This window comes from Polynucleobacter hirudinilacicola (genome assembly GCF_002192535.1).
Taxonomy (GTDB): Bacteria; Pseudomonadota; Gammaproteobacteria; order Burkholderiales; family Burkholderiaceae; genus Polynucleobacter; species Polynucleobacter hirudinilacicola.
On record NZ_NAIA01000002.1, the window covers coordinates 145,865 to 165,006 of the forward strand.

A 19,142-nucleotide genomic window follows, 5' to 3' on the forward strand; every position below is an offset into this window, starting at 1 on the left:
TAGAGAGCTCCCTTCGTTGGCAATGGGTGCGCTAAAAGCGGCTTGCAAAATGCGGATGTGAGACTGGTTGGGTAAAAACCTAACCCTGTAAATTTTTCAAAATTGAGGAAACGTTAATGGCTTCAGAGAAATCAAAGATTATTTACACACTGACAGATGAAGCGCCACTTTTGGCGACTTGTGCATTTCTGCCAATCATCCGTACTTTTACAGCGCCTGTTGGCGTTGAGATTGTGAAGAGCGACATTTCGGTTGCTGCACGTATCTTGGCTGAGTTTTCTGATTGCTTAACGGCCGAACAAAAAGTGCCTGATAACTTGGCTGCACTCGGCAAAATGACTTTAATGCCAGATACCAACATCATTAAGCTGCCAAATATTAGTGCTTCGGTTCCTCAGTTACTTGCAGCGATTAAAGAGTTGCAAGGTAAGGGCTACAAAATCCCGAATTTCCCAGATGATCCCAAGAATGATGAAGAAAAAGCCATTCGCGCTCGTTACTCTAAATGCTTAGGTAGTGCCGTAAATCCCGTCTTGCGTGAAGGCAACTCTGATCGTCGCGCACCAAATGCGGTGAAACAGTTTGCTCGTAAACATCCGCATTCGATGGGCGAGTGGAGTCAAGCATCCCGTACTCACGTTTCCCATATGCACGGTGGCGACTTCTACACTGGCGAAAAGTCAATGACAATGACTAAAGCTTGCGATGTAAAGATGGATCTAGTGACCAAGAGTGGCAAGACTATTGTGCTCAAGCCAAAAGTCTCCTTGCTAGCTGGCGAGATTATCGACAGTATGTACATGAGTAAGAAAGCCTTGTGCGAGTTCTATGAAAAAGAAATCGAAGATGCTTATAAGACTGGCATGATGTTGTCCTTGCACGTGAAGGCAACCATGATGAAGATCTCGCATCCAATCGTCTTTGGTCATGCTGTAAAGATTTTCTATAAGGATGCTTTTGCTAAACACGGTAAGCTGTTTGAAGAATTAGGCGTCAATGTCAATAATGGTATGAGTAGCCTTTATGACAAGATTAAATCGCTACCAGAGTCCAAGCGTGAAGAAATCATCCACGATGTGCATGCTTGTCATGAGCACCGCCCAGCATTGGCAATGGTGGACTCTGCTAAAGGTATCACCAACCTACATTCTCCAAGTGATGTGATCGTTGACGCTTCCATGCCAGCCATGATTCGTGCTGGCGGCAAGATGTGGGGTGCTGATGGGCGCTTGCACGATACCAAGGCGGTGATTCCAGAGAGTACCTTTGCACGTATCTATCAAGAAATCATTAATTTCTGTAAGACCCACGGTAACTTTGATCCAAAGACAATGGGCACTGTGCCTAACGTTGGCTTAATGGCCCAACAGGCCGAAGAATACGGCTCACACGATAAGACTTTTGAAATCCCTGAGGCTGGTGTGGCTCGTATTGTTGCTGATGACGGAACTGTATTGCTCGAGCAGCATGTAGAAGAGGGTGATATCTGGCGCATGTGCCAAGTTAAAGATGAGCCGATTCGTGATTGGGTGAAGTTGGCCGTGAATCGTGCCCGTCTCTCTAATACTCCAGCAGTATTCTGGTTGGACGAGTACCGCCCACATGAAGCTGAGCTCATCAAGAAAGTCAATACCTACCTGAAAGACTACGATCTCAAAGGCGTGGATATTCAGATCATGTCCCAGACACGTGCAATGCGTTATACCCTTGAGCGTGTGATTCGTGGCAAAGATACTATCTCTGTCACTGGCAACATCTTGCGTGATTACCTCACCGACTTGTTCCCAATTATGGAATTAGGTACTAGCGCCAAGATGTTATCTATCGTCCCTTTAATGGCAGGCGGCGGCCTCTTTGAAACAGGCGCCGGTGGTTCTGCTCCTAAGCACGTACAACAGTTGGTTGAAGAGAACCACTTGCGTTGGGATTCACTAGGTGAGTTTTTGGCTTTAGCGGTATCTCTAGAAGATATCAGCGACAAGACAGGCAATCCTAAGGTGAAGATCCTGGCCCGCACTTTGGATGAGGCAACTGGCAAATTGTTAGATAACAATAAGTCACCTTCTCCACGTACTGGTGAGTTGGATAATCGTGGCAGCCAGTTCTATTTGGCTATGTATTGGGCTGAAGCATTGGCAGCACAGACTGAAGACAAAGAATTGCAAGCCTACTTCGCACCTTTAGCTAAATCTTTGCAGGCAAGCGAACAGAAGATTGTGAGTGAGTTCCAGGCAGTCCAAGGTAAGCCAGTAGATATCGGCGGTTACTTTGCAGTTGACCCAGAAAAGTGCAAGGCAGTAATGCGTCCAAGCGCCACTTTCAATGCAGCTTTGAAGGCAGCCAGAACTTAATCAGCAGATAAGGACTATAAAGCCAAGCGATAAAAGGCAAACTTGCGGGTTTGCCTTTTTATTGAAAGGTTAGTATTGAAATATCTATGCCAAAACCACAAGACCTTATTGAACTCAGTTACTTAAGTGAGTCAGTTTCAGACATGTCTTTTTTGGGTTTGATGCGCTTATTAGAGTCTGCTAGAGCCTTTAATCAAAAGCATGGAGTTACTGGAATCTTGCTGTATGACAATCAGCAGTTTGGCCAAGTGATTGAGGGTGAGCGCCAAAATATAATGAAGGTATGGAAGCGGATTCAAGAGGATAAGCGTCATCACCGGATTGAGCTTTTAGAGATTCGAGAAATTTCATCGCGTAGCTTCCCGACCTGGTTACTGCGGTTTTATGGGGGCGATACCTTAATTAAAGATTATCCAGCTTTAGCCGAGGTAGTTGGTGGAATGGATAAACATAGTCTGGAACTAATCAATAAGATGCGGGCGACTCAATAAGATTAGGTATCAAGCAATAAATTGCCATCGGTAGCAAAATAAGATAACTACATTGACCGGGGTATCCCATGCGCTTTATTGATAAGACAATTCTTCCGAGTGATATCACTCCCCAAGCTATTTTTGAGAACCGCCGCAATCTCATCAAGGCTGCCGCTGCAGGCAGCTTCGGGATGGCGCTAGCCCCTTGGTTTTCAAGAGAGGCCTTGGCTGCCAATCCAGAAAAACTGAGCGCAGTGCTCAATCAGGCTTATGCAGCCAAGGATGAATTAACCCCCTATAAATATGTAACGGGCTATAACAATTTCTATGAGTTTGGAACTGATAAAGCTGACCCAGCCGAGTATGCGCATACTCTTCAAACTCGCCCATGGACTATTTCTATTGAAGGCTTAGTGAAAAAGTCAGTCACTCTAGATATTGATGCGCTATTGAAACTGGCGCCAATAGAGGAGCGTATTTATCGCATGCGCTGCGTTGAGGGTTGGTCAATGGTGATCCCTTGGGACGGCTACTCATTATCAAAACTCATTAATAAAGTAGAGCCTCTAGGTTCTGCAAAGTATTTGGAATTTATCACTCTGGCTGACCGCAAGCAAATGCCAGGACTTAAGAGCAATATTATTGATTGGCCTTATCGCGAAGGTTTGCGTATGGATGAGGCCATGAATCCCTTAACACTTCTTACACTTGGTTTGTATGGTGAAGTACTACCAAAGCAAAACGGTGCACCAGTCCGAATCGTGGTTCCATGGAAATATGGCTTTAAGAGCGCAAAGTCTATTGTAAAAATTCGGTTTACAGAAGAAATGCCGAAAACAAGCTGGAGCCAGTTCGATGCACGCGAGTATGGCTTCTATTCCAATGTAAACCCTCAAGTAGATCATCCACGCTGGAGTCAGGCAACTGAGCGACGTATTGGTGATGCAAAAGGGATGTTTGCGCCGAAGATCAAAACTCAGATGTTTAACGGCTATGGCGATCAAGTCGCCAGCATGTATGCTGGCATGGATCTGAAGAAGTACTATTAGGCATGATGAAAATACAAGGCGCTTTATTCAGTCTTCTCCTTTTGGTTTGCTTGCCTGCTTATAGTCAAAATAATGGTCAAGTAAGCGATGATTCAGTAAAGACGATCCAAGCTTTAGATGTACCGAGATACTTGGGTGCTTGGTATGAAATTGCCAAGTTTCCGAACTGGTTTCAGAGGAAATGTATTAGTAATACCAAAGCAGTTTATTCAGTAAGGTCTGATGGCAATCTCAAAGTGCTCAATAGCTGCAAAAATGCTGACGGTGAACTCTTGGATGCTGAGGGTACTGCACGGCAAATCGGTGCCAAAGATTCACCTAAGCTAGAGGTGCGATTTGCGCCAGCATGGCTTTCTTTTTTACCCATGGTGTGGGGTGATTACTGGGTGATTGATTTAGATTCTCAGTACCAGGTGGCTGCAGTAAGCGATCCTCGACGTCAATATCTCTGGATCCTTTCTAGAACACCGCAGTTAGATAAAAAGACCTATGACGATCTTTTACAGAGACTGCAGGTTCAACAGTTTGATACTCGTCAGTTAGAGTTAACCCCACAAGCCAATCTTAGAAATTAAAGTGCCCACCCGTTTATTACCTCCAGGGATTGAAGTCTTTGAAAGAGGCTGGCTTTCTGCTAATAATATTTTTCACTTTGGCGATCAAGATGTTTCGCTCGTAGACACTGGCTATTGCGCACATGAAAATCTCACGGTTGATCTAGTACACAATGCGCTGAATAAGAATTCATTATCAGGTTTGAATAAAATAGTGAATACACATCTCCATTCAGACCACTGCGGTGGCAATGCCGCTCTAGCAAAAGCATTTCATTGTGAGATTCTGATTCCAGTTGCGGAAGAAAAAGCAGTGAGCAATTGGAATGAAGATTTATTAAGTTATCAAAATCTAGGGCAAGAGTGCCCACGTTTTGCTCATGATGGATTGCTGATTCCCGGACAGGAAATATTGCTTGGTCGTTATGTTTGGCAAATTATGGCAGCTCCGGGACATGATCACCATTCCATGATGTTCTATCAGCCAGATCATCGTATTCTGATTTCTGCCGACGCACTTTGGGAAGAGGGCTTTGGTGTCATTTTCCCTGAGCTCTGGGGTGAGCCTGGTTTTGAAGAGGTTGCTCAGACCCTAGACTTCATTGAGAGTTTGCCCGTAAGTCTCGTGATTCCGGGGCATGGCAAACCCTTTCTAGATGTTGCCAAATCAATAGCCACGGCACGATCAAGATTGGATTATTTGGCTTCTGATCCAGATCGCAATGCCCGTCATGGCGCAAAAGTGTTGCTCAAATACAAGTTGATAGAGTGGCGTACAAAAGAACTTACTTTAGTTAATGATTGGATTGCCAATACACCAGCACTAAAAAGCGCTGCAAACCAGTTAAATATGGATTTAGAGGACTTCAGTAAATGGTTGCCTCAGGCTTTGGTAAAGTCAGGGGCTGCTAAGCTTGAAGATCTGAAGTTAATAGACCTAGCTTAATCATTGGAGTTAATGGAGATATGGAACATACCGTTTTAGTAACAGGTGCAACTGCTGGATTTGGTGAGGCAACTGCACGACGTTTTTTGGCTCATGGTCATAAGGTCATCGCTGCCGGTAGAAGAATCGAGCGCTTAGAGGCACTCAAAGCATCGCTACCTGCAGAGCAGCAGAAGAAGCTTTACATCCTAGCATTGGATGTGTGTAATAGCGCCCAGGTTGATTCTTTAGCAGCGTCTTTGCCTCAAGAGTTTGCGAAGCTTACTGTTCTCGTCAATAACGCTGGTCTTGCATTGGGTTTAGAGCCAGCGCATCAAGCCAATATTGCTGATTGGGATCAAATGATTGATACCAATATTAGAGGTCTTGTTCATATGACGCGAGCTTTTTTGCCCGGCATGGTCGAGCGAAAATGTGGTCACGTGATTAATGTTGGCTCTGTGGCAGGACTATATCCCTACCCTGGTAGTAATGTGTATGGCGCTACCAAAGCATTTGTAAAACAATTTAGCCTCAACTTGCGTGCGGATTTAATAGGCACGCGTTTACGCGTCACCTGTGTAGAGCCTGGCCTGAGTTCAGGAACTGAATACTCGAATGTTCGCTTCAAGGGTGATGATGCAAAAGCAGAGAAAGTGTATGAAGGGGTTGAGGCGCTTAGCTCTGACGATGTAGCCGAGACAATATTCTGGTCCGCAACCTTACCTGCGCACATGAATGTCAATGCTGTTGAAATTATGCCTATTCAGCAATCATTTGCCGGCACTACCTTATATCGTGGGGAGTTGTGATTAAGCAGGGTAAGGTTTAAACCTGCTGCCTTACTTTTTCCACTGATAAAACTGGGGATAGACGCGCATGACGACTGGGCCATCAAAATCCCAAGACTTGCAGTTACCTAAATATAAAGGCGGTTTATTTTCATCGGGATCAAAGAGTGCACCCGGAATAGATTGATAGGCTGCAGTGGCAATGTTATTCAGTAGTTCACGCAAGTGAGTGCAGCCTTTAATTCCACCTAGATGAGTCTCAATGGTTTTGCGCCAACCTTTGCCAATACGTGCACCAATTAATGCATCCATTGGTGGAATGACTAGTGGACACTCGGGGTGAGGATGACTATCCATTGCTACTTCAATATCTTTGATAGTGAGCTCATCATCCACTGTGACTCTCACCCACATATCGTGGATTGCCTCTCCAGGGGCCCAAGTTCTTGAGCCCGTAACAAAGGGGTGTGACTTAGTATCCTTCAGGTGGCCCTCAATGTCCCAAAGACCATCTTTTCGTGAATAGCCGTTAAAAGTAACTTCGCGTTTATGTAGCGGCTTACGTGGTTTTGGATCAGAAAGCATGGCAGAGGTTGGTGGTTAATGAGAATACTCAATCATAATGAATTGAGATCTCAGGGGTCTTGATATCGAAAATATGCGCTCTCTATAGTATTCTGTGCAACATATGGCAAAACCCATTTCCCTCGAAAAAATCCTCTTTAGCCAAGGCTTTGGAACACGTCGCTACTGTAGCGATCTAGTCTATGCCGAGATGGTGAAGGTGAATGATGTTCTCGCCGAAGATCCTGAGGAGCGTATTACCACGGAAGGACTGATTTTAAATGTCCAAGGGCAAGATTGGGAGTATCACGAAAAAGCCTATATCGCATTTCATAAGCCACCCAATTACGAGTGCTCTCATAAAACAACCCATCATCCCAGTGTCTATAGTTTGTTACCAGCCCCATTTGTAGAGCGCGGCCTGCAATGTGTAGGGCGCTTAGACTTCGATACCACTGGACTCTTATTGATTTCAGATGATGGTCAGTTTATTCATAAAATGACGACCCCTAAAAAGAATATCGGTAAGGTTTACGAAATCACTACGCCTGATCCCATTACCTCAGAACAAATGGAGCACCTGTTGAATGGTGTTGTATTGGATGATGATCCAAAGCCTTGTTATGCTACAGCGTGTAAGCAGATCTCAGAACATGTACTTGCGATGACGATTGTTGAAGGGCGCTATCACCAAGTCAAGCGAATGATGGCTGCGGTTGGTAATCATGTTGCCAAGCTTCACCGCGTAGAAATTGGCGCTTATGTCATGCCTGCAGATCTTGCGGAAGGTCAGTGGCGCTGGTTATATCCAGATGATTTAAAGCGGCTCTCGCAAAGCGTCAGTTCTTAAACCCAGCATATTTTATGAAACCTTCATTGATACCGAGCAATTTTGATTTTCAGAATAGCATTCCCTTATGGACGCCAGATAAAGCTAAACAAGTGATCTTTCGAGAGTTTGCTTTTGCCGACTTTAAACAGGCTTTTAGGTTTATGACCTTAAGTGCTCAATATGCTGAGGAAATTGACCATCATCCAGATTGGTCAAACTCTTGGAATAAGGTGACTGTGCATTTAACTACGCACTCAAGCAAGGGTTTGACAGAGTTGGATATTCAGATGGCTAAAGCGATGGACATATTTTCAATTGAAGCCATGTGCTAAAACAGCGCTTACTAATTAATGCTCATCGCCTTCGTGATCTTCTTCGTTGATGCTCATTAAAATTGTTGCGAGTAGGCCGTAAACCACCTCAGTTGAAATCATTCCATCTTCATCGAGTTCGTCAATTAAGTCGTTTAGGCAATCTTCCGTAGGCTCATTTAGCAAGGTCATTGCGCATTCGCAGCCATAGTCAAAATCTTCATCATTTTGGTTTTGGTCGTTGTCAGTCATATTTATCCTTAATTGAGTCTTCAGGATAGCAAATAAATTCTCTATTGAATAGGATTCAATAGGCTCTAGGGGCTAAGTAGAAGGTTTATCCAATCCTGCTAAAAACTGTCCAGGCACTTCTTTCCCTTGAATTCATTGATTCAGAATGAGTCGTTTAATATGCGCTTATGAAGTATTTAAAGATTGCCCTGTTTCTCATATCTCTATTGCCATTAGGGCGCTTGATATGGCTTGGCTTCCATGATGATTTGGGTGCCAATCCAATTGAGTTCATTACCCGTTCTACTGGGACGTGGGCACTTGTATTTCTGTGTATTACTTTAGCAATGACACCAATGCGCCTCATTACTGGGTGGTCTGTCTGGATTCAATGGCGTCGTATGTTTGGCCTCTTTTGTTTCTTCTATGCTTGCCTTCATTTTTCCATTTGGTTCTGGCTTGATCAAAATTTAGACCTTCAAGCAATGTGGACTGATGTGCTGAAGCGCCCATTTATTACCATGGGCTTTGTGACATTCGTACTCTTAATTCCTTTAGCGCTCACCTCAAATCATTGGGCCGTTCGTGCCTTGGGCAGGCGCTGGAGCTTGCTTCACAAATTAGTTTATATGCTTGCTTGTACAGCAATCATTCATTACTGGTGGCATAAAGCAGGTAAAAATGATCTACAGACAGTCTCTATCTACGGATCAATCATCTTGTTATTGCTGTTATGTCGCTTACCTTGGTTGAAGACTTACTTGCAGAAGATACGTCTCTGATTATTAGGGCTTGTTCGTATAGCAAGCAAAAAGTGGCAAATTTGCATACAGTGGTTGTAATCAAATTGTCAGTATTTCATCTGCGACTCCCATACAATGGGCTTATGAATATTTCCCTAAAGCTTGCCCTCTGTCTTACATTGGTAGGGTGCTCTACAGCACAGCAGGGACCGCCGCCAAAGGGGTCGCAAACTTCCCCGGTTTATTCTTCTGAGCAATTGAGGGAATTTAATAATCAACCTGTTGCACTCACTGAAGGTCCATTTGGTCCGGTGGATGCGCCGCCCCAAAAACAGGGTCTGAGTAGACAGCCATCCGGAGATTCAAAATACTTTAATCAGCCACAGGGTGAGCAAGAGGCAGAGGCGATCGAAACCCAATCGGCCGATCCTTATTTGCCAGGCACCCCCATTTATCGGTTCTAGCGCTAGGCTGCTGTTACCATTAAGGCTTATTTTTAGAAAGATCTAGCCTTATGAATCCAGCCATTCAGTTATTTAAATCCAAGTGCAACGTATTGCTTGCTGCCAGTTTTTTATCTGCAGCATTGATTGGTGTCGCACATGCTCAGCAAAGTGGTTTACCAATTAATGCTGCAGCTTCGGTAAACGGCACCATCATCACTAATGATATGGTTGAACAGGGTATTAAGATGGCAATTTCTCAAGGACAAAAAGATAGTCCTGAGTTGCGCAAAGTGGTTGTTCAGAAATACATTGAAGTATTACTGCTATCGCAGCGAGCAGAACGCGATGGTTTGGCAAACTCCGAAAAAGCAAATACTCAACTAATGCTCATTCGTCAAAATTACTTAGCGGATCTTGAGTTATCTACCTTTATGGCACAAAACCCAATCAGCGATGCTGATATACAAGCTGAGTACAACAAAGAAATTGCCTCGCTTGGTCCTCAAGGCATGTTGGTTGAATATAAGGTGAGTGATATAGCGACTGCTAGTGAAGCAGATGCGCAAGCAGTATTGGGCCGTCTTAAAAAGGGTGAGCCATTTGATCAGTTGGCCAAGAGTGTTTCTCTTGCACCAAATAGAGTGCAGGGCGGCGCTGTTGGTTGGGTTCAAGCAGGACAGCTTCCCCCACAAATTTCAGCTGTATTGGTAAACCTGTCTAAAGGTCAGGTTTCTCAAGCTCCAATACAAGTGCAGCAAGGCTGGTATTTGGTGAAGCTAGAAGATAAGAGATCTACTAAGCCCCCAACATTGGAGCAAGCTAAGACTGCAATTCGCAATGGTTTGGCACAAAGAAAGCAATTTGAGTTTTTATCTCAGATCGCTAAAGAATCTAAGATCATCATTCAGTAAGGTGCATTTGCATTGATGAAAAAAGAGCTCGTCGGAGCTCTTTTTCTTATTGACGCTCAAGCGTCACAAAATTAAAGGTGATGTCGCCTTCAGATCCTGGGGAGCGCTCGACTTCTTTCCAAGAGGCTGCATCAGGGACTTCAAAGAAAGTATCCCCATCGTTTATATCCATATCGATTTCAGTGATGTAGAGCCGATCTGCTTTAGCAAAAGCTTGCTTAAAAAGCTGTTCACCACCGATGACAAATACTCGCGGTGCTTCGCTTAAGCGGTTCAGGGCTTCATCTAATGATCCTGCAAGCTCCCCGCCCTCAAGCTGGAACTGCGCATTACGACTCACCACGATATTGCGACGGCCTGGAAGTGGGCGACCAATAGATTCCCAGGTCTTGCGTCCCATGATGACTGGATAGCCCATAGTCACTCGCTTAAAGAACTGCAAATCTGCAGAGATCTTCCAAGGCATTTGGTTGTCGCGGCCAATCACGTGATTGCGTGAGCGCGCAACAATCATAGAAATAGCAGGTTGTGTCATCAATGCTCTCTTGTTCTTAAATAGCTACTGGAGCTTTGATATGTGGGTGTGATTCGTATCCGAGGATTTCAAAATCTTCGAACTCATAGTCAAAAATAGAATCCGGTTTTCTCAAAATATTGAGTTTTGGTAATGGGAAGAAATCTCTTGATAGCTGAAGATCTACTTGCTCTAAGTGATTGCTATACAAATGGCAATCACCACCAGTCCAAATAAAGTCACCCACTTCTAAATTGCATTGTTGGGCCATCATGTGTGTGAGCAAGGCGTAGCTGGCAATATTGAATGGCACACCCAAGAAAATATCAGCACTGCGTTGGTAGAGTTGGCACGAGAGTTTGCCATCAGCAACATAGAACTGAAAGAAGGCATGGCAAGGTGCTAAAGCCATACGGGGAATATCTGCCACGTTCCAAGCAGAAACAATGATGCGACGTGAATCCGGATTTTTCTTGATCGTCTCAACTACCTCAGAGATCTGATCAATGTGTTTGCCATTGGGCGCTGGCCATGAACGCCATTGATATCCATAAATAGGGCCGAGTTCACCGTCTGGGGCAGCCCACTCATTCCAAATGGATACACCACGCTCTTTAAGCCAGTTGTTATTGGTGCTGCCTTTGAGAAACCAGAGCAATTCATAGATGATGGACTTGAGGTGAAGCTTCTTAGTTGTCACCATCGGAAAGCCATCAGCCAAGTTAAAACGCATCTGGTGCCCGAATACGGAGATTGTGCCTGTACCAGTCCTATCGGACTTTTGGACGCCCTTGGCAAGGACTTCTTTCATGAGATCGTGATATTGGCGCATATAAATATTGGCAAAAATGAGTAATTAGGGATAGCTTACTCGAATGTGGGCGGGCTCACCCCAAGAACCTTATGTAGCTTTGGTGAGGTGGTGGTGTACTGGAGCTGGATGGGCTTTTCTGGGTTGAGGTAAGCGGCCGCAGCAAAGGCTGCTAAAGCCGCCTCATGAAAGCCTGACAAAATGAGTTTTTTCTTGCCTGGGTAAACATTGATATCTCCCACGGCATAAATTCCGGGAATGCTTGTCTGAAATTTCTCGGTATCAACGGTGACTTGCTTGCGATCGATATCTAAACCCCAGTCTGCAATTGGCCCTAATTTGGGTGATAGTCCAAAAAAGATGAGGAGATCATCTACTGCCATCTTTTGATCTTGACCATCAATATCAGTCACCACTATTTTGGTGATCTGATCATTCTCCACTTCGTAGCTCGTCACTTGCCCAATCAATAACTGCATTTGTTTGTTTTTGCAAAGCTCGCGCATTTTGGCAATGGATGCTGGCGCTGCCTTAAAGTCATCACGTCGATGGATGAGCGTAACACTGGCAGCTTTATCTGCAAAATGCAGCGCCCAATCTAATGCAGCATCTCCACCACCACAGATCACTATCTTTTTGCCATTAAATTGATCGGGATGCTTAACGCTATAGAACACCTGCTTACCTTCAAAAGCCTCTATGCCATCAAGCTTGAGGGTACGGGGCTGAAAGGCTCCTACACCTCCGGCGATAAAGACGGTCTTGCTCAAGAAATGATTGCCCTTAGAGGTGTTAATGAGAAAGCGTCCATCAGATTGTTTCTCAAGCTGGGTAACTTCTTGCCCTAAATGAAACTGCGCACCAAATGGCTCAATTTGTTTCAGTAGGTTAGTGGTGAGCTCGCGTCCAGTGCAAACCGGAATTGCTGGAATATCGTAGATAGGTTTATCTGGATACAGTTCGATGCATTGACCCCCAGCCTCAGGAAGGGAATCAATGACGTGCGCTTTAATTTCCAGAAGACCAAGTTCGAAAACTTGGAAAAGACCCACAGGGCCGGCACCAATAATGACAGCGTCGGTTTGTGTAGGTGATTGCAACACGAATTCTCGAAAAGGCTATTAAAGAATTACTTTACGAGCTGATCGAGTTTGTTTTTAACGTCTTTCCACTCATCCGCATCAGGAAGAGCACCCTTGGATTTGGTAATGGAGGTCCAAGTAGGGGAGAGGTCCGCATTAAGCTTGATAAATGACTGTTGATCACCAGGAACATCATCTTCAGCATAAATCGCGTTTACTGGACACTCTGGAACACAGACGGCGCAGTCAATGCACTCATCCGGATCAATGACTAAAAAGTTAGGGCCTTCACGAAAGCAATCAACTGGGCAAACATCAACACAGTCGGTGTATTTGCAGCGGATGCAGGATTCGGTAACAACGTAAGTCATGGCGTTTATTCTAAATAGCCCTGAAACCCGGGCTGCTAAGTTATAAAAGCTCAATTTTAGCCGAAATAGCCAATTTTTCAGGCAAAGCCCTGATTTCTTGGGCTAAAGCCCCTTTTCCAAAGGCAAGCTTCAATTGATTACACTTTAAGGATTGGCATTAATAAAACCCACTAGGAAAGAATGGATTATGGAAGAGTATCGGCTACAGATCGATAAAACAGCAAAACCACTATTGATCATTGACTACACCTTTGGGGGTGACCGTAGTCTGGAGCAAATGAAGTCTACCCATCTGCCTACTCCCTTGCAAAACGCTAAGGTGAAGACGGAGTTTGATTTGGCATATGCCTGGAGTGAATTTGCCCGCAAGTATTTAGAAAGCACCAAAGAGATCGCTGGCACCCCTCTATGCTGGAGTGGACATTACGATCAGCTAGGCAGGGTAATGCTCGAAATGATGCGTTTGAGTCGTGATAAGCAGACGATGGTTGACAAGGATGGTGTTCATGAAATGATTCCTAACCTTGAAGAAATTCCTTTTGTTAGCAAACCTTCTACTCTTGAAGACAAGATGTTTTGTCGAATCTGGCTTTCTTTGATTCGCCATCCCGCCTTTATTGAGATGGAGTTGGATGAAGACGAGCTCACTGCATTTAACTACTGGCAAGGTTTATTTACTGTTGCCCTAGGTAAAACTAATAGCGAGTTATTAAACCAGGTTGCTTAGGTAAGTTGCTTGGGCCACTTAATTCACTTTAGTAGATATAAAAAAAGCGCTCCGTTTGGAGCGCTTTTCTTTTACTAGAACTACCTCAATCAACCTCCGTAGAGGAACTTCGGTAGCCATAATGTCATACCTGGCCAGACATACATGAAGGCCATACAAGCGATCACGATGAACATGTAAGGCATCATGCCTGCAAAAATCTGGTTAAGCGTGACGCCTGGTGGCGATACACCTTTTAGATAGAAGGCAGACATTGCAACTGGTGGTGACAAGAATGCTGCTTGCAAGTTGACAAACACTAATGTTCCCCACAAGAGTGGATCGATATTGAAGTGAGCCAAGATAGGCAAGAAAATCGGCACGAAAATAACAATAATTTCAGTCCACTCTAAAGGCCATCCAAGGAAGAAGATGATTGCCTGAGAGAGCAGCATGAACTGAATTGGTGTTAGGTCTAGCATGAGCACCCATTTTTCGATGATCGACTGACCGCCCAAAATAGTAAACACAGCCGAGAATAGCGCTGAGCCTACAAACAACCAGCACACCATAGAGGTTGTCTTTGCGGTTAAGAAAACCGCTTGCTTGGTGCGTTCAAAGTCCAGGGTACCTGCTTGAAGCGCCAGAATGAAAGCGCCCAATGCACCTACTGCTGCAGATTCGGTAGCAGTAGTTATACCCAGCAGGATCACTGCCAGAACTAAGAGCGTGAGAACACCCAAAGGCATTACTGACTCAATCAGTAGCTTGAGAATTTCAAACTGCTCCTCATCAAACTTGAGGTAGTAGTAAATCAATAGCAAGCCGAAGAGAATGCAAGTCAAGCCAAAATACAACTCGAAATTTTCTGGCGGCCCGGTATTAGCCTCCGCTACAGCCCCAGCGTCAATCGGATCATCACCGGCGGCAGCATCCAATGCAACCAAAGGCGCATCTTCTTCAACTGCTTTGGATTTAATCTTGCTAGAGGTAGCGTCAATGGATAACAATTCTTCCTCAACTGGCTCAGCAGCGCTAGTAGACGCTTTAGCTACTTGAGTCGCAACTGGAACAGAATTCATCGCATCTCTTTCGTTTTGCTGATGAATAATGACATACCACCATACGCCCCACATAGTCAGGGCAATCAAAAATAATGGGGTTAATGCTGCCAGTACATTTTTGAAAATTTTTCCAAAGGACAGTCTTGCATCTGCAGGCGCATTCATGAGTTTGGCAGGTGAAAACAAAGCCTTAAATGTCGCAACCAACATATTTTGTGAATAGTTCTCACGCAAGAAATGAATAGGCGCAGGAACTGGCACGATCAGTTGCTCAGGAGGAAGCTTAGGAGCAACTTTAGGATTAATTAAAGCCCAACCGATGATGTAAACCAAGTACAAGAATGCAAGGAAGAATCCTGGCACCATTGCAGCAGCATAGAGCTTCACTACAGATTGACCAGCAACCGCTGCATACACAATGATCATCACTGAAGGCGGAATCAAAATACCTAAGGTACCGCCGGCGGTAATTACGCCAGCAGCCAAACGGGTATCGTAGCCTGCATTCAGCATTGGCTTCATGGCAATCACACCCATAAGAACCACAACTGCGCCAACGAGACCACTTGCAATACCCCAGAAGGTACAAACAATCAATGTAGCTACCGCTAATGAAGCTGGCAAACGACGGAATGCTAGCTGGATACTGTAGAACATCTTATCTACCAGTGCCCCTCGTTCCATCACATAGCCCATTAAGACAAAGAGCGGAATGGATAGCAGGACATCGTTAGTCATACCCCCGAACGTTCTTTGCACCATCAGAGTAAATACTTTGTTTGCAGTCCAGCTTTGTGAAGGATCGTAGAAGGCTGCAAAACCAAACATCATGCCTAGACCCATCAGGGTAAAGGCAGTTGGAAAGCCCAGCATGATTACCACAATAATCAAGCCAAGCATGACTAGGCCAAGAATTGGATCACTCATGATTTATCTCTTTAGTTTGGCCAATACGATGATGTGCTGCTTCATCGATAGATTTGGCATTTTTAATTGCTTGTTGACGGGATTCGTCATCGACGTGAGTAGACGCGGCTAATTGCTGTTCAACCACATCAATTTCTGCAGCATCTTTTAAGCGCTCAGGCCATTCGCCGGTCTTGAGGCAAATAACGCAACGCATGATTTCAACAATGCCTTGCAAGAGAACAAAGGCTCCAGCAATTGGAATAATTGTTTTGAAAGGATAGAGTGGAGGACCGTTTGCAATCTGAGTGGTGTGCTCACCGATACGCCAAGATTCTGCGGCATAGGTGTAACCGGCATAAACCAAAGCGGTGATTCCTGGAAGGAAGAAGGTGATGTACAAAATCAGATCTAAGGTTGCCTGCGTGCGTGGTTTCATTGACCCGTATAAGAAGTCGCCGCGCACGTGACCATTTTGCGCAAGGGTATAAGCACCACACATCATAAATAGCGTGCCGTATGCCATCACTGATAATTCACCAATCCATGCAGATGGGGAATTAAATGCATAGCGCCGCACGACGTCTGTAAAGACCATCAGCATTAGTAGCACGACAAGCCAAGCAGCAGCCTTACCTACAAAGGTGCTGATCTCGTCTACTCTTAGCATGAATTTATCCATAACTAATCTCCTAAAACAACTTTTTAACTATCTATTTCACTTGGGGAAATATAAAAAAAACCGGACGGGGATGCCGTCCGGTCAAGATGCATACTGCCAGTATTATAAAAGCATTTTAGCCTTTGAAGTAATGGTCGTAAGCGATCTTCATATCAACGTTAACTAGCAAATCCCAGCGAACTGCGCGCTGAGCGAAGGCTTTCTGGGAATCCAGGACTTTCTTGAACATTGGGAGTTCGGCAGCCTTTTTGGCAATAATCTTGTCCCAAGCATTCAACTGGGCTACCAAAATGGACTTCGGTGTAGCGTAGAACTTAACCTTGTCCTTAGTTTGGAGCTCAGCGAAGTCTTTGGAGTAGCGATCAATCGCCTTCCAGGACATATCTGCAGAAGCTGCTTCAGTACCGTATTTCAGGATAGCCTGGAGGTCAGCTGGCAAAGAATTGAATTTCTTCTTATTGAAGATAATTTCAAACTGCTCTGAAGATTGGTGGAAGCTCTGGAGCATGTTGACTTTAGAAACGTCTGGGAAGCCCAAGATACGATCTGAAGTTGCGTTATTGAACTCAGCAGCATCTAGAACACCGCGGTCCATTGCTGGGATGATCTCGCCACCAGGCAATGCTTGTACTGATGCGCCCATATCTGTGAAGATCTCAATAGAGAGACCAACAGTACGGTACTTCAAACCTTTCAAGTCGTCAGCCTTAGCGATTGGCTTTTTAAACCAACCTAATGGCTGTGTAGGCATTGGGCCATAAGGGAATGAGACTACGTCGAGTTTGAGGTCGTTGTAAATTTCATTAAGTAACTGCTGGCCACCACCATATTGGTTCCAAGACAGGAGGGTGTTGGCGTCCATACCGAAAGCAGGACCAGATCCCCAAAGTGCTAGGGCTGGGCTCTTACCGTACCAGTAAGCTAAAACGCCATGACCACCGTCCAATGTACCGCTAGAAACTGCGTCCAACATATCAAAAGCTTTGACTACTGAACCAGCAGGCAGCACTTCAATTTTCAGGCGACCACCTGACATCGCATTTACTTTAGTTGCGTAGTCATTAGCGTACTCATGGAAAATATCCTTAGCTGGCCAAGTTGACTGGAAGCGCAAGTTAACAGTTTGCGCTGTAGAAATCATTGGGAAGCCCATTGCAGCTGCGCCGGCGCTACCAACGGCAGCGTTCTTTAGAAACTTACGGCGTGGACTAGTGTTATTCGTATCTGACATCAAAATCTCCTAGGGTCATTTTTATAAAATTAACTACTGGATGAAACAAATCCTACAAAGAGAATATTCTAAAACGGGTTAAATAGGGTTGAGGGTTTCCCCTTGCTAAAGTGGTCTTTTTATTGTGCAGTGCATCAAAATGTCACCATCATTTTTTTCAAGATCAATTTAATATACGGGAGCGCCGGCGAACCGCTGAGCAGATCAATACAAGGACGCAGATGAGCAACAAGCCAAAAGTTTTAGTAGCAAGAGCAATATTTCCGGATTTACTCGTTAAGTTAGAAGGGTCTTTTGACGTTCGTTCTAACCAGGCCGATCAAGTGTTTACGCCAGAAGAGTTGCAAAAAGAACTGGCAAACGTAGATGGTGCATTGGTAACGGGTAGTGAGCGCATTGATGCAGCAGCATTAGCCAATGCTAAAAATCTCAAGATCGTGGCCAATATTTCAGTTGGCTATAACAATTTCGACGTGCCCGCAATTACCACGGCTGGTGTCATGGCTAGCAATACTCCGGATGTATTAACGGATTCCACAGCTGATTTTGGTTTTGCCTTATTGATGGCTACAGCCCGGCGCGTAACTGAATCTGAACGCTGGATTAGAGATGGTAATTGGGACAAGTGGTCCATCGTGACGAATCCTCTAGGTATGGATTTACACCACAGCACGCTGGGCATTATTGGTATGGGTCGCATTGGCCAAGGCATTGCAAAGCGTGCCTTAGGTTTTGGAATGAAGGTGATTTATCACAATCGCAGTCGCTTGCCTGAGGCTGATGAAAAGGCCTGCGGTGCAACTTATGTATCTAAAGAAGAATTGCTGCGCACTGCTGATCACGTCATCCTAGTATTGCCATACACAGCGGAGAATCATCACACCATTGGCGCAAAAGAAATTGCCCTCATGAAACCGACTGCAACCCTGGTGAATATTGCGCGTGGTGGCATTGTGGATGATGCGGCATTAGCGCAAGCACTCAAAGAGAAAAAGATTTTTGCTGCTGGCTTAGATGTCTTTGAAGGTGAGCCTAAAGTTCATCCAGAGCTATTGAAGTTGAGTAATGTTGTCTTGGCTCCGCATATTGCTAGCGCTACTGAAAAGACACGTCGAGCGATGATCGATTTAGCGGTGGAGAATTTGCGTGCTGCAATAGATGGCAAGCAACCCCCAAGTCTGATTAATAAAGAGGTATTTAAGGGCTAGAGAATAATTAAGCTTGAATTTATAAGGTCGTAAAAATAAAGCCGAGCAATGCTCGGCTTTATTGCTATGTAGTTATTGAAGTTTTTAATTACTCAGCTTCAATCTCTTCTGGTAAGTCGCGCAGCGCCAATTCGATACCGCCAAATTTTCCGGCCACCCAGTTGTAAACCTTGCAAGCGATCCACAGTAAGCCAAAGCCTAATAAGGCGTTGAGAATGAGTGCGGATAACACAGTAAATCCTGGAATGGCACCATCACGAATGAATGCAACAAATAAGGCCAATAAAACGATTGGAACGGAGAAGCAGAGATAAACCAAGACGAGCGTTTTGGCAGTGTGCATTGGGTCGAGAAAGACAAGTTCTTTTTTGCTAAGTTTCATGATG

Annotated in this window: 23 protein-coding genes; 13 read left to right on the forward strand and 10 right to left on the reverse strand. The window is 44.8% G+C overall.

Annotated elements, in window-relative coordinates; all coding sequences use genetic code 11:
• Positions 1-116 precede the first annotated feature (116 nt).
• The 6 genes from B6A14_RS03445 (at position 117) to B6A14_RS03470 (ending at position 6,164) form a co-directional block, all read left to right on the forward strand.
• Positions 117-2,351, forward strand: coding sequence for an NADP-dependent isocitrate dehydrogenase (locus B6A14_RS03445; protein ID WP_087909063.1), 2,235 nt, complete (start codon positions 117-119; stop codon positions 2,349-2,351).
• 86 nt (positions 2,352-2,437) lie between these two features.
• Entirely contained in the window at positions 2,438-2,842 is a 405-nt protein-coding gene (locus B6A14_RS03450) for a BLUF domain-containing protein (protein WP_087909064.1), read from the forward strand.
• Between the two features lie 68 nt (positions 2,843-2,910).
• Positions 2,911-3,873: a protein-methionine-sulfoxide reductase catalytic subunit MsrP gene (msrP, locus tag B6A14_RS03455; RefSeq protein ID WP_087909065.1), complete on the forward strand. Its 963-nt coding sequence runs from the start codon at positions 2,911-2,913 to the stop codon at positions 3,871-3,873.
• A 2-nt stretch (positions 3,874-3,875) separates the two neighbouring features.
• Complete coding sequence (locus B6A14_RS03460; protein WP_087909066.1) at positions 3,876-4,448, forward strand: lipocalin family protein; 573 nt, start codon at positions 3,876-3,878, stop codon at positions 4,446-4,448.
• Position 4,449: 1 nt separating this feature from the next.
• Positions 4,450-5,373: an MBL fold metallo-hydrolase gene (locus B6A14_RS03465; protein WP_201721465.1), complete on the forward strand. Its 924-nt coding sequence runs from the start codon at positions 4,450-4,452 to the stop codon at positions 5,371-5,373.
• Between the two features lie 20 nt (positions 5,374-5,393).
• The gene (locus tag B6A14_RS03470) at positions 5,394-6,164 is read left to right on the forward strand and encodes an SDR family oxidoreductase (RefSeq protein WP_087909068.1); all 771 of its coding nucleotides are present in this window, start codon (positions 5,394-5,396) and stop codon (positions 6,162-6,164) included.
• Between the two features lie 30 nt (positions 6,165-6,194).
• On the opposite strand, the gene B6A14_RS03475 is transcribed toward B6A14_RS03470, so the two are convergent.
• Positions 6,195-6,728 carry a DUF2889 domain-containing protein gene (locus tag B6A14_RS03475; protein ID WP_087909069.1) on the reverse strand — a complete coding sequence of 178 codons (534 nt, stop codon included), beginning with the start codon at positions 6,726-6,728 and terminating at the stop codon, positions 6,195-6,197.
• A 103-nt stretch (positions 6,729-6,831) separates the two neighbouring features.
• Here B6A14_RS03475 and B6A14_RS03480 point away from each other — a divergent pair, with 103 nt between their 5' ends.
• Both B6A14_RS03480 and B6A14_RS03485 read left to right on the forward strand, forming a co-directional pair.
• Positions 6,832-7,557: a pseudouridine synthase gene (locus B6A14_RS03480; protein WP_087909070.1), complete on the forward strand. Its 726-nt coding sequence runs from the start codon at positions 6,832-6,834 to the stop codon at positions 7,555-7,557.
• 14 nt (positions 7,558-7,571) lie between these two features.
• Positions 7,572-7,871, forward strand: a complete 300-nt coding sequence (locus B6A14_RS03485) for a 4a-hydroxytetrahydrobiopterin dehydratase (protein WP_087909071.1) — start codon at positions 7,572-7,574, stop codon at positions 7,869-7,871.
• Positions 7,872-7,886: 15 nt separating this feature from the next.
• Here the strand turns inward: B6A14_RS03485 and B6A14_RS03490 are convergent, their stop codons facing one another.
• Complete coding sequence (locus B6A14_RS03490) at positions 7,887-8,102, reverse strand: hypothetical protein (protein WP_087909072.1); 216 nt, start codon at positions 8,100-8,102, stop codon at positions 7,887-7,889.
• Between the two features lie 167 nt (positions 8,103-8,269).
• On the opposite strand from B6A14_RS03490, the gene B6A14_RS03495 reads away from it, so the two are divergent.
• From B6A14_RS03495 to B6A14_RS03505, 3 genes are all read left to right on the forward strand, one after another.
• On the forward strand, positions 8,270-8,863 hold the full coding sequence (locus B6A14_RS03495) for a protein-methionine-sulfoxide reductase heme-binding subunit MsrQ (protein ID WP_087909073.1): 594 nt from the start codon (positions 8,270-8,272) through the stop codon (positions 8,861-8,863).
• A 104-nt stretch (positions 8,864-8,967) separates the two neighbouring features.
• Positions 8,968-9,288, forward strand: a complete 321-nt coding sequence (locus tag B6A14_RS10380) for a hypothetical protein (protein WP_236635645.1) — start codon at positions 8,968-8,970, stop codon at positions 9,286-9,288.
• Between the two features lie 50 nt (positions 9,289-9,338).
• Positions 9,339-10,181: a peptidylprolyl isomerase gene (locus tag B6A14_RS03505; RefSeq protein WP_087909074.1), complete on the forward strand. Its 843-nt coding sequence runs from the start codon at positions 9,339-9,341 to the stop codon at positions 10,179-10,181.
• A 46-nt stretch (positions 10,182-10,227) separates the two neighbouring features.
• On the opposite strand, the gene B6A14_RS03510 is transcribed toward B6A14_RS03505, so the two are convergent.
• Genes B6A14_RS03510 through fdxA form a run of 4 tightly spaced genes read right to left on the reverse strand, consistent with a single transcriptional unit; the run spans position 10,228 to position 12,959 of the window.
• Positions 10,228-10,716 carry a dihydrofolate reductase gene (locus B6A14_RS03510; protein ID WP_087909075.1) on the reverse strand — a complete coding sequence of 163 codons (489 nt, stop codon included), beginning with the start codon at positions 10,714-10,716 and terminating at the stop codon, positions 10,228-10,230.
• Between the two features lie 16 nt (positions 10,717-10,732).
• The gene (locus B6A14_RS03515; RefSeq protein WP_087909076.1) at positions 10,733-11,527 is read right to left on the reverse strand and encodes a thymidylate synthase; all 795 of its coding nucleotides are present in this window, start codon (positions 11,525-11,527) and stop codon (positions 10,733-10,735) included.
• 35 nt (positions 11,528-11,562) lie between these two features.
• On the reverse strand, positions 11,563-12,609 hold the full coding sequence (locus tag B6A14_RS03520) for an NAD(P)/FAD-dependent oxidoreductase (protein ID WP_087909077.1): 1,047 nt from the start codon (positions 12,607-12,609) through the stop codon (positions 11,563-11,565).
• Positions 12,610-12,635: 26 nt separating this feature from the next.
• Positions 12,636-12,959, reverse strand: a complete 324-nt coding sequence (gene fdxA / locus B6A14_RS03525) for a ferredoxin FdxA (protein WP_087909078.1) — start codon at positions 12,957-12,959, stop codon at positions 12,636-12,638.
• A 187-nt stretch (positions 12,960-13,146) separates the two neighbouring features.
• Here fdxA and B6A14_RS03530 point away from each other — a divergent pair, with 187 nt between their 5' ends.
• The gene (locus tag B6A14_RS03530; RefSeq protein WP_087909079.1) at positions 13,147-13,686 is read left to right on the forward strand and encodes a hypothetical protein; all 540 of its coding nucleotides are present in this window, start codon (positions 13,147-13,149) and stop codon (positions 13,684-13,686) included.
• 89 nt (positions 13,687-13,775) lie between these two features.
• Here the strand turns inward: B6A14_RS03530 and B6A14_RS03535 are convergent, their stop codons facing one another.
• From B6A14_RS03535 to B6A14_RS03545, 3 genes are all read right to left on the reverse strand, one after another.
• Positions 13,776-15,656 (reverse strand): TRAP transporter large permease, encoded by a 1,881-nt coding sequence (locus B6A14_RS03535; RefSeq protein ID WP_087909080.1) that lies wholly within the window; start codon positions 15,654-15,656, stop codon positions 13,776-13,778.
• Positions 15,649-16,317, reverse strand: coding sequence for a TRAP transporter small permease subunit (locus B6A14_RS03540; protein ID WP_087909081.1), 669 nt, complete (start codon positions 16,315-16,317; stop codon positions 15,649-15,651). The genes B6A14_RS03535 and B6A14_RS03540 overlap by 8 nt, the downstream gene beginning before the upstream one ends.
• 115 nt (positions 16,318-16,432) lie before the next feature.
• Positions 16,433-17,548, reverse strand: a complete 1,116-nt coding sequence (locus B6A14_RS03545) for a TRAP transporter substrate-binding protein (RefSeq protein WP_087909082.1) — start codon at positions 17,546-17,548, stop codon at positions 16,433-16,435.
• A gap of 221 nt (positions 17,549-17,769) precedes the next feature.
• On the opposite strand from B6A14_RS03545, the gene B6A14_RS03550 reads away from it, so the two are divergent.
• Positions 17,770-18,756, forward strand: coding sequence for a 2-hydroxyacid dehydrogenase (locus B6A14_RS03550; RefSeq protein WP_087909083.1), 987 nt, complete (start codon positions 17,770-17,772; stop codon positions 18,754-18,756).
• A gap of 88 nt (positions 18,757-18,844) precedes the next feature.
• On the opposite strand, the gene B6A14_RS03555 is transcribed toward B6A14_RS03550, so the two are convergent.
• Positions 18,845-19,138, reverse strand: a complete 294-nt coding sequence (locus B6A14_RS03555) for a hypothetical protein (RefSeq protein WP_087909084.1) — start codon at positions 19,136-19,138, stop codon at positions 18,845-18,847.
• Between the last annotated feature and the right edge of the window lie 4 nt (positions 19,139-19,142).